General features: G+C 33.4%; 8 protein-coding genes. 6 read left to right on the top strand and 2 right to left on the bottom strand.

The features are described from left to right. Positions 1-221: 221 nt before the first annotated feature. Genes H277_RS19645 through H277_RS0104830 form a run of 6 tightly spaced genes read left to right on the top strand, consistent with a single transcriptional unit; the run spans position 222 to position 10,881 of the window. Positions 222-977 (top strand): hypothetical protein, encoded by a 756-nt coding sequence (locus tag H277_RS19645; RefSeq protein WP_081623189.1) that lies wholly within the window; start codon positions 222-224, stop codon positions 975-977. 4 nt (positions 978-981) lie between these two features. After that, entirely contained in the window at positions 982-1,914 is a 933-nt protein-coding gene (locus H277_RS20480) for a hypothetical protein (protein WP_019974457.1), read from the top strand. Position 1,915: 1 nt separating this feature from the next. Next, positions 1,916-3,415 (top strand): T9SS type A sorting domain-containing protein, encoded by a 1,500-nt coding sequence (locus H277_RS0104845; protein ID WP_026357414.1) that lies wholly within the window; start codon positions 1,916-1,918, stop codon positions 3,413-3,415. A 3-nt stretch (positions 3,416-3,418) separates the two neighbouring features. Next, positions 3,419-6,751 (top strand): hypothetical protein, encoded by a 3,333-nt coding sequence (locus H277_RS0104840; protein WP_019974455.1) that lies wholly within the window; start codon positions 3,419-3,421, stop codon positions 6,749-6,751. Between the two features lie 5 nt (positions 6,752-6,756). Continuing rightward, positions 6,757-10,482, top strand: coding sequence for a DUF6443 domain-containing protein (locus H277_RS18635; protein ID WP_019974454.1), 3,726 nt, complete (start codon positions 6,757-6,759; stop codon positions 10,480-10,482). Positions 10,483-10,485: 3 nt separating this feature from the next. Continuing rightward, complete coding sequence (locus tag H277_RS0104830) at positions 10,486-10,881, top strand: hypothetical protein (protein WP_019974453.1); 396 nt, start codon at positions 10,486-10,488, stop codon at positions 10,879-10,881. A gap of 212 nt (positions 10,882-11,093) precedes the next feature. Here the strand turns inward: H277_RS0104830 and H277_RS0104825 are convergent, their stop codons facing one another. Then, positions 11,094-16,199 (bottom strand): helicase-related protein, encoded by a 5,106-nt coding sequence (locus H277_RS0104825; RefSeq protein ID WP_019974452.1) that lies wholly within the window; start codon positions 16,197-16,199, stop codon positions 11,094-11,096. Then, positions 16,192-16,875, bottom strand: a complete 684-nt coding sequence (locus tag H277_RS0104820; RefSeq protein ID WP_019974451.1) for a hypothetical protein — start codon at positions 16,873-16,875, stop codon at positions 16,192-16,194. Before H277_RS0104820 ends, H277_RS0104825 begins: the two co-directional genes overlap by 8 nt. Positions 16,876-16,921 lie beyond the last annotated feature (46 nt).

The raw sequence follows: 16,921 nt of genomic DNA, 5'->3' as shown, positions 1-16,921 counted from the left end.
ATACTTTCAGTTATCTACTGTGCATATTAAAAACAAAATCTGTGGAGGTAAACCATGTTTTTTTGTTTATGTTCTAAATCTTTAAAAGAATCTTTCATAGGATAGAATGCCAATTATTTTTATAGAAGTCAAATTCCGTAAACAGGTAACAGGTTATAAGATGAGTTCTCTTCTTTATCAAAAAAAATCAAAATTAAAACAACAATAGAAATATAAGTAATATGAAAAAAAAACTACTTTCTTTATTTTGTACCCTATCAATTTATTCTGTACATGCTCAACAAATATTTAATCAGAATGTGGGAATAAAAACTTCTACTCCTCAGGTAGCTTTGGATATACAAAATCAAATTTTATTAGATTGGAATGCTCCGGCTTCTGGTATTAAAATATTATCAACATCTGCAAATGCAGGGGGATGGGCCAGGTCTTATAGTTTTGCATCTAAAGCTGATCCTACATTGAATTTTGGCGGATTTGGCGGATTTGGACCGGCTAATGGGTTAAATTATTTATACCTTGGACTTGCTTATAACAATACAACGATAAGAATTTATCCTGAGTCAAAAATTTCTTCCTTTCAAGGAAATGTGGGGATTGGAACAAATAATCCTGATGCTAAGTTAGCCGTTAAAGGAAATATTCATGCACAGGAGGTTAAAGTAGATTTAGCCGTTCCTGCGGATTATGTTTTTCAAAAATATTATACCGGAAATTCATTATTAAATCCTTCTTATCAATTCAAATCTTTAGAAGAAATAAAAGTGTTTACGGCAAAAAATCATCATCTACCTGATTTGCCATCGGCAAAAGAAATTCAAGAAAATGGATTAAAAGTAGGTGAAATGAATAATCTTCTTCTTCAAAAAATTGAGGAATTAACACTTCATTTAATTGAGCTGAATGAGCAAAATAAAGTACAAGCACAAAATATCGAAGAATTAAAACAGGAAATAGAATTACTTAAACAAAAATAAACAGATGAAAAAAAATCTACTTCCATTCCTACTTTTTCCAATAGGAATAGTTTATGCACAAGATGCTACTAAATTAAAAGCGCTTGATACTCGTGATGTGAATGATTTGCCTAATGCAAAAGCAAGTGGTTTACAAGTTGAATTTAAAAAAAGAGCTACTATTGGGGTTCCTGGCTCGGGAAATTATTCTGCAAATTTGACTATTTCTCCCTGGACAAGTAGGGATAACTCAGGAGGAGAAAATTATCAACTTAATTTTAATCGAGAGGGAATGTATTATAGAAATGCTTTACCGCTTAATGCTGAATGGGGAGCTTGGCAAAAAGTTCTTTTAGGAGATGCGAATGGTGTCGTTTCAGGACTTACTACGAATGGTGAAATAAAGAATACCCTTGGGTCCGGAGCGAAGCTAACATTATTTGATAATGCTGAAGGAAGGAATAACCGAATCATTTTATTTGCCAATGAGAATGGTGCAAATATTCAGTCGACATTTAGCTCAGGAGGTGTTACAACAATTAATTTTTTGACAGCAGCTGCAAATCGAATGATTATTTTAGGGAATGGAAACATAGGAATAGGAACTTTAAATCCTGATGCTAAGTTGGCTGTTAAAGGAAATATCCATGCACAGGAGGTTAAAGTAGATTTGGCTGTTCCTGCGGATTATGTTTTTCAAAAATATTATACCGGAAATTCATTATTAAATCCTTCTTATCAGTTCAAATCTTTAGAAGAAATAAAAGCGTTTACGGTAAAAAATCATCATCTACCTGATTTGCCATCGGCAAAAGAGATTCAAGAAAATGGATTAAAAGTGGGTGAAATGAATAATCTTCTTCTTCAAAAAATTGAAGAATTAACGCTTCATTTAATTGAACAGAATGAGAAAATTGAAGAATTAACTCACCAAATCCAGCAACTTAAACAAAAGTAATATGAGAAAAAAACTACTTTCTATCTTTTCTTTGATGGCATCTATGCTTGCTTTTTCCCAACAAGAAGTTTTGTGGGAAAAATCTATCGGGGGAGAATTTGCAGAATATCTTTACAATGCAATTCCTACACCTGATTATGGCTTCTTGATTTTGGGAAGTTCTGCTTCTGATGCGACAGGTGATATTCAAAAGAAAAACCAGGGCAGTCTGGATTATTTTATCTGGAAAATGAATGAGAACGGCAAACAGGAATGGCAGAATTCTTTTGGTGGGAATGGAGCTGATTTTCTTTACGCAGCGAAATCGACAGCCGATGGAGGTTATATTTTAGCAGGCGCTTCTACTTCTTCGAAATCCGGTGATAAAATAAGTGAAAATCAAGGGAATGAAGATGTTTGGATCATTAAAATTGATGCGAAAGGCCAGTTACAATGGCAACAATCTTTTGGCGGAAATGGAAATGATATTCCGGTTGACATCATCAGAACAGAAGATAAAGGGTATTTAATTGCTGCGAACTCTAATTCAACTTCTTCTTCCTTGAAAAAAAGTGAAAATTTTGGTGGAAACGATTATTACATCATCAAACTGAATGAGAAAGGTGAACTCCTTTGGGAAAAAACATTTGGAGGGGCATTTGACGATCAAATCAAATCGGTTGTGGAAACAAAAGATGGTTTTGTTTTAGTTGGCAATTCAAATTCACCTGCAAGTGGAAATAAATCGATTGATCAAACTTCAAATGCAACATGGATTGTACAGGTTGATCAAAAAGGAGAGCTGGTTTCGGAATATGCGTTCGATTTGACTTCTGATCATCAGTTGATTTCTTTTCAGGAAAATGAAAAAGGGTATTTGTTTTCTATTTTGGAAAAAGAGAAGAATCAATTAAAACCCAAAGTTATTCAGACCGATTTTAATTTTCAAACTCAAAGAATGACTGCGTTGGAAATAAATGAGGATGTCGCAATTACAGAAATCAAATCAATTGACCATTCTTTTATTCTTACAGCCAATAAACGAACAAGTGGTAATGATCATTCAATTGAAAGTTATTACGTGGCCAAATCTTTTGATCAAAATGGTTCGGAAATCTGGAAAAAACAGTTTGGTGAAAAAGGATTCAATTACCTTGAAAAAGCCATTACGACACGCGATGGTTCCTTGATTCTATTTGGAAATTCTACTCAGGAATCAAAAGGAAATAAAGGACAATCGGATTTTTATTTGGTGAAGTTAGGCGATAAATCTGTTGCAGCAAAACGGGATGATATCGAAGTCTATCCAAATCCAACCCCGGATATTGTGAATGTATTGATCAACAAAGACTTTCAAAAAGCGACTATTGAAGTGTACAATTTAACAGGGCAGCATTTACAGTCGAAAGAAGTGAAATACCGTTCTACGCCTGTTTCTTTAGGAAAGTATCCGGCCGGCGTTTACATCTTGAAAATCAAAACCAACAACCAAACCGAATCCATTAAAATTATCAAAAAGTAACACATGAAGAAAAATATAGTTTTGCTCGCTCTATTATTTTTAACATATTCACAAGCACAGCAAAAAAGCTATTCATATATTCCTGAAATATATCCTAAAACTCCTGAAAATGCAGCTTTGATTAAAAATATCGATTTACCTCCCGGTACTTACACCGGAACTTATGGTTACAAAGTTGACTTGGGAAGTATTTCTTTAAAAAAATTGAATTTACCTATCTCATTGGATTATTCTACTACAGGTATCAGAGTGAATAACATAAGTGGACGAGTTGGAACAGGCTGGGTCCTGAATGTAGGAAATATTTCATTGAATAGAGATGTGAGAGGAGTGTCTGATAATGTGGTTGAAGAACTTAAATTGGATAAAAAATATTATGAATTTCAACCAAATGAAGATAAGCCTCTGACGTCCGGAGACAATGATTATATGAAGGCTCTAAGATTGACTGGTGTAAATAATTTACCAGGGAAACTGCCTGTTTTAGATGCAAATAAAGATTATTTTATTTATTCACTTCCTTCAAAATCAGGGAGATTTATCCAAGATAGTAAAGGAAATTTTCATACGATTCCAAAAGATGATATAAAAATTTCAAACATCACTACGCTAATAGATGACCAAGGAAATACCTACTTTTTTTCTGAATATAGAAGTATAACCAATAGTAATTTACACGCAACTCCTACGGACAACACTTATACCAATTCAGAAAAAGTGGGCTTTTCATATCGTCTAGACTCTATAAAGCTACCAACCAATGAAATCATTCAGTTTAAATATGAATCTGATAGTTATAACTTTACGGCTTCTTACGATAAAAGTTTAGACTTAAAAACCGATGGTACAGACAAAGATAGAATGATGCCATGTCCTGATTATGGAAAAGCATTCTCTGTTAGTAGAAATCATCAACACGTTACAGATCAGGTCATAAAGGAAGTGATTTATCCAAATGGTCAAATTACATTTGATTATGTTTCAAATAATCAAGAAGTGATAGGTGGAAAGGTTTTAAAATCAATAAAATTTTATCAAAACAATGAATTATATAAGAACTATAATTTAGAATCAGATTTTACAACTTCTACAACCCCTTCTCAAATTATTCCTCAAAATAATCAAGAGAATTTGAATAAACGCTTATTCTTGTTTAAAGTGAATGAAAGTTTAACGAATACCAATTATTCATTTAATTATTATGGTGTTGATAAAAGATCACTAAAAACAGACTTTCCTTCACGTTTCTCCGGAAAAGAAGATTATTGGGGGAATTATAGCAGTGCAGGAGATTTTCTTCCTTCTTCTAACAAATATGTAGATAAATCAGGAATTTTAACTTCTTACGAAGGAGCCAATAAGAATCCGAGATTAAATGATGCTATTATCGGCTCTATGAAATCTATTCAACTTCCGACAGGTGGATTTCAACAGATAAAATATGAATTAGATGATTTTTATGATGAAGGGTATAAAGAATATTATGAGGAACAAAAAAATATTGGAACTTTTGCTTCTGCATCTGAAGTACAACAATCAGTCACTAAGTCTTTTGTAGTAGAGGATTCCAATTTTACTTCTCCTAAATTAACTTTCTCTTATGAAGGAATGGAAAAAGTAGATTATGATCCTACTACTTTACCTCAATCTCTTCCTACAGTTAGCCATTATTATGTAGAAGTTTTTATAAATAATAAACCTTGGAAAAAGTTATATGACAAAGGTCCTCATGATATTTATCGGGATCCTACTGTTGCTAATTCCGTTAATTTGGAAAAAGGAGATATCCTTTCTTTTAAATTTACATATGTATTTGTACGTGGTTTAGGAAGTACTCCTTCATTAAATTTCAATGTTCCTGCTACTATTGGTCTCTCTTATTTTATTAAGAAAGAAAGGGAGATTCCCTTTGTATATAGAACAGCCGGTAATCTTCGTGTACAAGAATTGGTTTTAAAAGAGGATGCAAATACAGAAACTTATAAAAAACAGTACATCTACAAAAAGTTTGATCAACCGGATGAACCTAGCGGATTTTTTCTTGGTCGAGATATGAATATGAATTATTATACCAGAACTAAACAGCCTACATATAATACAGATCCTGATAACTTTTGTGAATATTTAAACGTATCAAGTCAAAACTACTTTAACTTATATGCTTTAGAAAATAAATCCATTGTTTATCCTAACGTGACAGAGAAAATAATTAATTTAAAAGATAGCTCTTATTACACAATTGAAAAAGAGTTTTATATCCCTTATAGAAAAGGATATTCTCAGTATCAATTACCTTATTCCCAAGGCCCTTATAATGGTTATATGGGAGGGTTATTGAAAAATGAAACATACAAAGATGATAAAGGAAGTATTGTTAGGACAATCACTAATATTTACGAATTTGATAATTATTTCAATCAATTTTCTTCAAAATATGATAGTGCTTATCCTGAATACCTTTATCCTGCAATGGATATAAGTATTCGTTCATCTTATGCAGGTCCCTTAAGAAGTGAAGTATTTACTTTCGATGTGAATGCTTATTATTATCCAAGTACATGGATAAAACTAAAAGAAACCAAAGAAGTAGATTTTTTTGAAAATAAACAATTTATAGAAAAAATTAAAACATTTAATTACAATTATAACCAAATTAAACCTATTAGTGAAGTTACTACAACCTCTAAAGGCGAAATCATCACGACAGAATATCAGTATCCACCGGATTTGACAAGTGGTTATACAGACAGTAATAAGATGTCACAATTGGTTCTTCAAAACCGTATTTCAGAACCGGTCATTACAAAACAAAAAGTTGGAAACACGTATATTTCTGAAATCCACAATCAATATGCAGAATTCAACGGAATTATTCAAAAGTCTGTTGTTCATCAAAAGAAAGGAAGTGGTATAGACATAAATAAAACGGATGATCGTAAAGTCATTTATAGTAGTTATGATAACAAAGGGAATCTGACTCAATACGCTCTCCAGAATGGCATTTCAGTAGCCATTATTTGGGGATATAACGGGCAGTACCCTATCGCTAAAATTGAAGGAGCTGCTTATAGTGAAGTATCTGCTTATATCAGTGATTTAGAAACGAAAAGTAATGATGGTTCTCTGACGAAAGAATCTTTTAATACTTTACGTACAGCATTCCCTCATGCAATGATCACGACATATGTTTACCAACCACTTGTTGGTGTAACGAGTATCACAACTCCAAATGGTCAAACAGAATATTATAAATATGATGCTTCCAATCGTTTAGAAGAAATCAGAAACGACAAAAAAGAAGTGATCAAAACATTTAAATACAATTACAAAAACTAAACAATATGAAAAAAATCTATATCATTTTTCTCATTCATCTTTTTGGGTTTAGTTTTGCTCAGAAGATACTTAATACTCCTACTTCTGCCAATACCTCAGTAAGTGATAAAAGAACTGTTTCTATGCAGCCTGGATTTAATGTAAAAGCAAGTTCAGGTTCAACTTTTATTGCCTTTATTGATGCAAATGGGAACGGTATTTCTGATTACCAAGAGCAGTTTATGCCGTCGTTAGGAGAAAATTACATTAAAACCACAGAATGTTTAAAAGCAGATTGTACAGAGAAAAAGGAAACCGTTGTTTATTATGATGGATTAGGGCGTGAAAAACAAGTGCTGCAAGTAGGCGCTTCTCCATTAGGAAAAACGATCGTAACCCCTATCGAATACGACGAATTCGGAAGACAGGCACGGGAATATTTGCCATTTCCTATTTCAAACTCTAGTAATCAGATAGATACGATTTCAACAGGAACGACATTTTATTCAACTTTAACAGGTGATACAACTCCATTCTCTGAGAAAACATTTGAAAATTCACCATTGAATCGTGTATTGGCACAAGCAGCTCCCGGAAAATCATGGGCTCCCGGAAGCGGACATGAAATTAAATTTAGTTATCAAGCCAATAAATCAAGTGATGAAGTCATTATTTTTGAGGTAAAGACAACTTATAATGCCACTACAAAAGTATATGACATAGAATTAACGAGGCGAATTTCTCCGGTATATTATGCAAATGGGACATTGTATAAAACGGTGACGACTGATGAGAATAGACAGCCTATTGTTGAATTCAAAAATAAAGAAGGGCAGGTGATCCTAAAACGAATTGATACAAGCGATGGCCGACACGATACCTATTACGTATACGATATTTACGGAAACTTAGCCTATGTGCTGCCTCCTAAACTTCTAGATTTATATTACGGTTCGAATCCACTGAGAGCCGATTGGCAAAAGTTGATGGATGAACTAGGTTATCAGTATGTCTATGATGAAAAGAACAGGTTGGTTGAAAAACAACTTCCGGGTAAAGGAAGAGAATTTATGGTGTATGACACTCAAGATCGTTTAACACTACAACAAGATATCAATCAACGAACAGGAACAAATAAAGGATGGACTTTCTTCAAATACGATAAATTTGGACGAATGGTGTATTCAGGTTTCTTTAAAAATTCAGCCACACGAGGTTCAATGCAAACAGCGCTGAATAATAAAAGAACGCCTAATAACGAAGAAAGAACAAGTGTAGGGTTGGGAAATAATGGTACAGGTCTTTTTTATACCAACAATCAATTTCCTAACGGAAGTTTAACCGTTCAATCTGTTCAGTATTACGATCATTATCAAAATTTAGGAGTTACTCCTTTTTCTATTATAGATGGACAGAATGTTATTGGAATTAATGATACAAGAACCAAAGGTTTGGCTGTTGCAAGTTATACCAACGTTTTGGGTGAAACAACATGGAACAAAGCCTATACATTTTACGACGAAGAATACCTTCGTCCGGTCGCTTCACATTTGGTGAATTATTTAGATGGTTACCAAACAACAGCTTCTGTTTTAGATTTTAGAGGGAAGGTTAAAAATACGATGACCAAACACAAACTGTCAGAATCCGAAGGTAATGAGATGACAGTAAAAGAAGAATTTGATTATTATCCCAATGAATTGTTGAAGTATCAAACCCATCAGGTCAACAATAATCCAAAGGAATATATTGTTCAGAACTCTTACAACGAGATTAATCAATTGACTTCGAAAAAAGTTGGAAACACCAATTCGTCTACACCTTTACAAAAAGTGGATTATAAGTATAATATCCGTGGATGGTTAACAGATATCAATAATATTGATGTAACGGAAACCGGAACGTATAAAGATTTGTTTTCATTTCGTTTAAATTATGATAAAGTAACTCGTTTGACATGGGAACCTCAAAGATTCAAACCTTTGTACAATGGGAATATTAATGAAGCTATTTGGAAAGTCTCTGACAATATTATCAGAAGTTATAATTATCAATATGATAATCTCAATCGATTAAGAGAAGGTACTTATATCAAAGGTGCTAATCAGATAGTTAATGCTTATAATGAAATTATCAAGGGGTACGATAAGAATGGGAATATTATTGGAATAACTCGTTCGGGTGAGCAAGATATCTCTAACAATATGATTTGGATAGATGATACGAATTATACCTATCAAGCCAACTCAAATAAATTGCTGGCTGTAACAGATAGTCCCGGGTACAAAGATGTAGGTTTTATAGATGGAAATACTTCGGGTAACGACTATGCCTACGATGCTAATGGAAATTTAATTCAAGATTTAAACAAAGGAATTACGAAGATTTCGTATAATTCCTTAAATTTACCTACAGAAGTTCTTTGGGGAAATGGAGATAAGATCAGCTATGCATATGATGCTACCGGGACAAAGTTAGCAAAGTATGTACAGAAGAATCTGCTATCAAATTCTGAAGCAACTTATTATATGAATGGTTTTCAGTATTCTCAAGAAGCAGGAAAAGGAAATCAATCAGTTTTACAATTTTTTCCAACAGCAGAAGGTTATGTAAATGTAACTGGTGGTACAGCTTTTAATTATGTGTACAATTACACTGATCATTTAGGGAATGTTCGTCTTAGCTACCAAAAGGAAAGTAATGGCACTCTAAAAGTATTAGAAGAAAACAATTACTATCCGTTTGGCTTAAAACATAAGGGATACAACAATACAAATGTTGCGAATGCTAACTATAAGTACAAATACAATGGTAAAGAGTTACAAGACGATTTTAATATTAATTTGTATGATTACGGTGCACGAAACTACGATCCAACAATAGGTCGTTGGTTTAATGTTGACCCGTTAGCTGAAAAATCAAGACGCTTCTCTCCTTATACTTATGCGTTAAATAATCCTGTTTATTTTATTGACCCTGATGGGATGGCTGCTGAAGATTGGAAACAAGATAGACTTGGGAATTATGTTTATGATGCTTCATTAACAAAAGAAAATGCTTCTACAAAATTAGCAGAAGGTGAAACATATTTAGGCCCCTCTGCATCTATAAATGTTGATAACAAGGCTACAGGAGAAACAGGTTCATTAAATCTTAATGAAAATGGTACAGCATCTCTAACAATGGGTAATACAACTCAATTATTAGAAAATAATACAGCTGACTTTGGTTTTGCAAGTGGTCATTTAGTAATGGCCGGTAATTATCAGAGTGGTAGCTTTTTCGATCAATCTAATTGGACTTTAGGTTATGCCGCTTCAGGTCTATCTAATACTTCTTCAAAATTATATATAGGAACAGCCAGACCGAACTCACCTGTAAATTTTTTAGGGAATAGATTTTATGGCAATGGTAAGACATACTTAAAAAGTAATACTTTAAATGGAATAGGAAGTGTAATGGGTAAATCATTATTCGCTGTAGGGGCTATCATGGATGTGAATAAATTTTCTAATAATGAAATTTCTGGCGGTAAACTTGGTACTAATATTGGAATGGGAGCTCTAGGGCTTACTGGTTGGGGTACTCCTGCATCACTTCTTTATGGAACCTTAGAAGCTTTTTATCCTGGAGGAGCAGTAAATGCTATGAATGATAACGTGAAATTTCAAAAAGAAGTAGATGCTATAATGAACACAGGAAATAACCGTACTCATTTTTATATAGCTCCTTGGGGAGCTCAAAAACTATAATAAATGGAAAGAATTTATTTTTTTATCTTTTATACGTTATTATTATTTTGGGAGAAAATATCTGCTCCCAAAATTTTTTCTAAATTTAAAGCAGAGCTTTCTCTTATCATTATAAAAATACTAATCTATTATTGTATTATTTTTAGTTACTCTATAATTAACAAAACTAGGCCTACCTTAAGTTTAACAGAGCCCATTGTATTTATTCCTTGTGGAGTAATAATTTTATTAAACATTATTATATTTGATTTCTCAGAAAAATGGAAAATTTATTTAATCGAATTCGAAGCACTACCTAAAAAAAAGGCTTCATTATTTATTATCATCAGTTGGATTATTATTATACTTATAATTGTAATATTTTTTATTTTGGGAGACCGTTTTAGAAAAATTTCATAGAGATATGTTATTTTAGCGCAACTTATTTTATAATAAAGTACCATGCATATGGTTAGAAGCAGATAGAAACTTATTTAATAGAGACTTTCCTTAATTGGGTAGTCAGATGTATTCTGATTATTGTATCACAATATATTAATTAAACATTCACAATAACACCAAAGGTAGACGTACGTCTACCTTTGGTTATTTTATGAGTTTTAGTAAAGCTTTTACCTTTTTCTTCCTACATATATTTCTGTTTCTTCTTCCAAATCATTCTCTTTTTCTACCGGGTGATTATTGTTTAAAGTTTTGTAAGATTCTTTAGTTATAAATAACTCGGAATTTTCGGTTTCTCTTTCTTTTACATAATTCTGGATTTCAGCGATTTTCAGCGATTCTTCTTTCTCTAATTTGTATTGCACGACTAATTCCTTTCTCACTTCCGGAAGATTTTCTATTTTTTTGTCAAGTTCCTCTATTTTATGTTCGGTAGCTTTGGTTTGCTGTTCAATCTCTGTTACATTAACCCCTTTTTTTGATAGATTTTCAATAGCTTCCAAAACCAATTCTTTGGCTGAATCAATTCCTTTTTGATAGTACGGCAGCTGGTTTTTCCAGTAATCTCCATTTTCGTCTTTAGAATGGCCTAAAACTCTATTGTAACTATGCTGAGCTTTAGTCACTTCTTCCTGTACCTTGATGAAAGCTTCATACTTTCTCAGGACAAAAGCACTATCGGCAAGAAACTTATTCTTTTCATCTTCAAATCGTTTTTTCATCAACTCAATTTCGATGTTCGCTCTAGTGATCGGGTCTGTAATAATTGCCGTTTTCAGTTCCTGTGTGCTGATATCCGAAATATCTAAAACATCCGCTCCGTTTTTCATTGCTTCCAAATATCGGGCTTGTTTGGATTGCAACTTCTGAAGCATAAACACGTCAATACTATCATTGGTCAGCATAAAATTAATTCGTACATGTTCATTTTTATTTCCCTGTCGCCATGCACGACCTTCCACCTGTCGTAAAGAAGTGAAATTATACGGCAATGAAAGCATATAAATATCTGTCGTATTTTCCTGAAGGTTCATTCCTTCCTGAATGGCCTCACTCCCAATGACTACTTTTATTTTCCCGGAGTTGAAATCATTCTGAATTTTTAAACGGTTTGGTTTGCTTGTTGTTCCTGTAATAATACCAATTTCTTCGGGTTTGTAACCAACTTCACGTACAAGGTATTCCTTTAACTTTGAAAATTCGGAGACAGCCAATTCAGAATATATAATCTGTCCCGAATCCGGAATGTCTTTTTTATTCTGTCGGATTAAATCCATTGTTTGCTTTAGCTTTGAAGAATTTTCTGTAAATTCTTTAAAGGAAGGTTCTTCTCCATCATAATATGGTGATAAATACGGTGAAATGGCAATTAACCGTGCATTAAGAATATGAGTGAGTATTGCACCTTTCTGTTCATAATCAAAATTATCATGGAGTAAATTGTATTGTTCTTTCGTTAGATCGTTTTGTTCAATTTTATATTCCTTATTAATTTTTGCAGGACGCATCAATTCCGGATTATCTTCCTCTCCTTTAATATCGATAAATTCCGATAACAGCTGTTGAAACAGCGTATTATTTTTAAATCTGCGGACATTGGTCTTGAACTTCACATCGCCTTTGGCATCAATTTCCATATCGTTATCCGCTTCCATAAAGGTTTCAAAAAACGTGTTGACATTGAAATAGCCGGATTCTTCCAAACGGTTATTGGCAATCAGCGAAAGAATGGAATAATATTCCAACGGTTTGTTGGTAAAAGGCGTAGCAGAAAGCAGCGTAACGTTTCTACCGTCATAATTTTCCTGAATGTACTGAGCTGCCATCCAGGTATTGATTCCTAATTTTGAGGTTTGCTGGTTCTGGCTTCTGAAATCAGAAGCAAATTTTCTGTCTTCAATCCTCACTTTACCTACAATATGATTCGCATTATGAACTTCATCAAAAGTCAAATGGTCAAAACCGAAGTCTTCCCAATCGTAGACTTTTCCACGCTTCATTTTGCCTTGAATTTCTTTATCTTTTTCCAGTTCCTTCTGAAAATCTCTTTCGGAATTCGTTATCCCTTTGAGTTCACTTGCAGAAATATAACTAAATCGGGAAGCTAGTCTTTCCGTAATTTCCTGCGAGAAACCGATATTATTAAATCCTTCATACGTGACAAGCGTAATTTCTCCGTCCTTATTATCAAATTTTGAAAGATCATAATCTTTCCCAAGATTCCCTAAAACATTCACTTTCGCATTTGGGATGGTTTCAAAAATAGTATCAACCCATTGTTTTAAAATACTGTCATTAGGAACGACTATAAGTGGTTTTTGTGCATTTCCTCTCTCCATTGCTTCATGCATCGAGAGAATACCTGAAAGTGTTTTTCCAAAACCAACTTCGTGCGCCAAAAGTCCGACGCCTTTCGTGGTCATTCTTCCGATTCCACCTTTCTGAACTTCGGTTAATTGCAGTGGTTTTCCTTTGAAATTTTGGTAAATTTTTGAAAACAACGGAAACTTTGAATAATCCGGAACGTGGATATTATTGTAATTTCGATTAAAATCTTTGACAAATCGTTCCCGTAAATCATCAGAAAGTTCTTCATGGATAAATTTTCCAAACAAATCATTTGCAGCTTCTTTTCGTCTTTCACGCACTAAAGCATTTCGTTCTTTGTCGCTTCCTGTTACTGTTTCATTATCGACAAATTGACGAACTTCCCAAGACGAAGAACCTTGAAAAGCTTCAGACGGTAAATTGCTTACAAAATCTTTAAACTTTTCTGCTAAATTATATTGTTCTGTTACGGTTTCCGTTGTTCGGGAATTACTGTTCCATCTTTCCTTTTCAATGGTACCTAAATCAAATTGATGTACAAATTCATGGTTTGGACTGATTGAAATCTCATCCAACGTTTTGGCTTTAGGAAGGACTTTTTCCAATAATGCTTTTTGTTTTGCATATTGCACCTCAGAATATCCTTCCGAAAAAGAAGATTTAAAATCAATTTCTAATTGCTTTAACTTTTTATAAATATTTCCTTCTGCGTAATAAAAATCGTGAATCCATTTCCCATCAATATAATTGGCATATTGACGGAATTTACCGTTTTTATTCAAAACTCCCTCGTAATTGGTATCCCGGAAAGCTTCTAATTCGTCAGGAGAAATATCAGGACTGTTTTGCAAAGAAGTAGGAACGATCGTATCTTCTTTTTTAAATTGATATTTGAGAATCTTTTTTTGAATAGTCGGTTGTGTCTGAACTTTATATTCTGAATTTCCGTTCCCCGAATATCTTTCTAAAATTTTTGCTGAAGCGGTAGAAATTTTTTCTAATTCTTTTGAAGATAAAGCGTCTGAATTATCTCGGTATTTCTCATATTTTTTGATTTCAGATTTTATTGCCGGTGTTTTGAATTTGATGTTGTTTAGATGTAACAGCACATTTTCGATATTTTTCTTTGTATTTTCTTGAATATCTTTTGAAACTAAATCGGGAACTTGATTCAGTTCTTCTTTCTGCACTAGAAATGGTTCATCTTCTTCAGGAATATCAAACAAACTCATTTGTATTGCTGTCGTATGCTTTTTATTTCGAATCTGTTCGATTTTTAGAAGTGCTTCGTCTAAATTTCCCGAAACATATTCTTCCATTCGCCCGAAACGGTTGCTTTTTTCTTTGATCTTCCCTAAAATCCTTTCAGGATTTCCTTTAAAATAATTCGAAATATCCTGTGTTTGCTTTAAAGAATTCTTTTTGAGGATAATAATATCGGTTCCGATTTGTGTTCCGGAAAAAGCGCCATTGGGCAATCGGAAACCTTCAGAAATCTCAGCATTTTTCAAACTTTTTTGTCTATTCAGCCATCCCGATGGGAGTAACATTGCCAAAGTTCCTCCGTCTTTTAAAACATCTAAACTCCGTTTAACAAAATAGTCCTCGTATTTAGATACTTTGGGTTCTTCACCCAATCCTTTGTAATAACCTCTGTGTTCCCCATAAGGCGGATTGCCGATCACCAAATCGTACGCTTGTGCAAAATCCTTTTTACCGCCATTTTCATTAATAAATTCCGTTTCAAAAGAACGAAGATGAATAGCCGCTTCGGGATGAAGTATTTTGGTAATTTTAGCGGTTGTTTCGTTTATTTCAAATCCTGTTATCGAAGTTGGACTATTTAACTCTTTTGTAAGATTGATAAAGTTTCCGGTACCAACACTTGGCTCCAGAACCGAAATGGATTTTTTATCCTTGAAATTATCTTTAATAAGATTTTTAACAGCATCAATTATTTTTTGATCGGTGTAATATTCATCAAGAATACCCCGACCTTCTTTTGCTGTTCCACCAGATTTGTACTGATTGCAGATGGCTTTTAAATCTTCGGTAATGTTAAGATTTTCTTTTAGAAGAATTTGATTGTCATTAGAAACAAAACAAGCTGCAAAAACGACTTCTGCAACTTGTTCATTTGTCAGCTTCTGACCTTTGTATTTTGAAAGGAGAACTTCTAAATTCCCTTCATTTTGAACCGATGAATTTAATCCTCTTCCTGATCTATCGGGTATAATTCCCCCGGATAAGATTCCGCCCAGGGAATGTTCTCTTGTTGCATTTTTTCCAGCATCATTTTGTTGTGTGTTGTCATTGGGTCTTCCTCGGGTTCTTCCCGAATCGCTCCGCTCTGTGCCTGCAAGTCCATTTCCAGCATGGTTGCTGCCCACATTTTGTCTTCCTGTGTGATTTTCGTTTTGTTCGGATTTGCTTTTCTCGATAGATTGTCCAGCGTTTTGTCGAGATGTTCCGGATTCCACTTGCTGAGTTTTGGAAATTCCTTCGGATCTAATACGATTTGCATCTTTTGGATTTTTAGGTTCTACTAAAATAGGATTTTTATTTTGAAGATTGAGTTTCTTTTCTAAATATTCACTTAGGTTTTCATGTCCCGTTTCACAAATGTCATATAATGTACGTACATCTTTGATGTCTTTATGCTTAAACTCCTTCAGAATTTTTCCGGTTGCCGCATCTGCGGCTTTATTTCTGCTTAAACATAGAAATATTTTACCTTCAAAATTCTGGTATCTGTTTAGAAATTTCTTAGAATTTAACACAGAATTAAGCGTAATAAGTGTTCTGTTATTGGTTTGATTGTTCAGTTTTAGAAGTTCTAAAAAGGAAAGCATATCCTTATTGTTTTCAAATACAATGATTTCGTTTTTACTTCCTATCATTTCGGAAATATCATCAGAAAAAACAGGTAAAGTGTCTTGATTACTCATTTTTTCTGTTTTTTACAAAGTGATTAAATTCAAATAATTCTTTTGCTGTATCATCCCAGCTTTTTCTGGGAATGAGTTGAAGTGTTACAAAAATGTCTTCTTTTTTATTGTAGGAATCAATACGTTCCAGTCGTCCTCCATAATCATTTTCGGCGTGCTTGTACAGTGAATACGGTAGAATCGTGTCGGTCTGATAAATATAAAAACGGGTATAACTCCACGGAGAATTGATTTCAAAACGTTTGTATTTTTTCTTAAATAAAATGGTGTCTGATAAATTTCTTCTGTTTTGGTAATTCGGAATTTCTTCCATTGAAAAGACGGCTCCTTCTTTTTTATTCCAAATGGACAATGGATTTTGGGTTTTGGTCATTTCGGAGAGAATAACGGCATTGTTTTGCGGATCAAGAGAATAATAAATCGAATCTTTGATGTAATGTAAGCTTTGATTGATTTCAGGAAAGGTAAAATCGGGAACCAACTCTATAATGGTGTCTCCTGAATAATTTATTTTAGACAAATGAAAACTTTGAAGTTTCTCCAAGCCTTTAGATGCATCGAAATAGATATTGGAAATCATATCGATTCCGCCTTTTTCGGATTGAATTTCTTTTTTATGGCAGGAACTGCTTATGAAAAGAAGAAACAGATAAAAGAATGGTATTATTGGTTTCATAATGTTTAAGTTTAAAAAAAACGGCAAATCATTCGCTGACTTACCG

This window comes from Empedobacter brevis NBRC 14943 = ATCC 43319 (assembly GCF_000382425.1).
GTDB classification, from domain to species: Bacteria; Bacteroidota; Bacteroidia; order Flavobacteriales; family Weeksellaceae; genus Empedobacter; species Empedobacter brevis.
The sequence above is the reverse complement of the archived record's forward strand: the minus strand, read 5'-3'. Positions and strand labels throughout refer to the sequence as shown.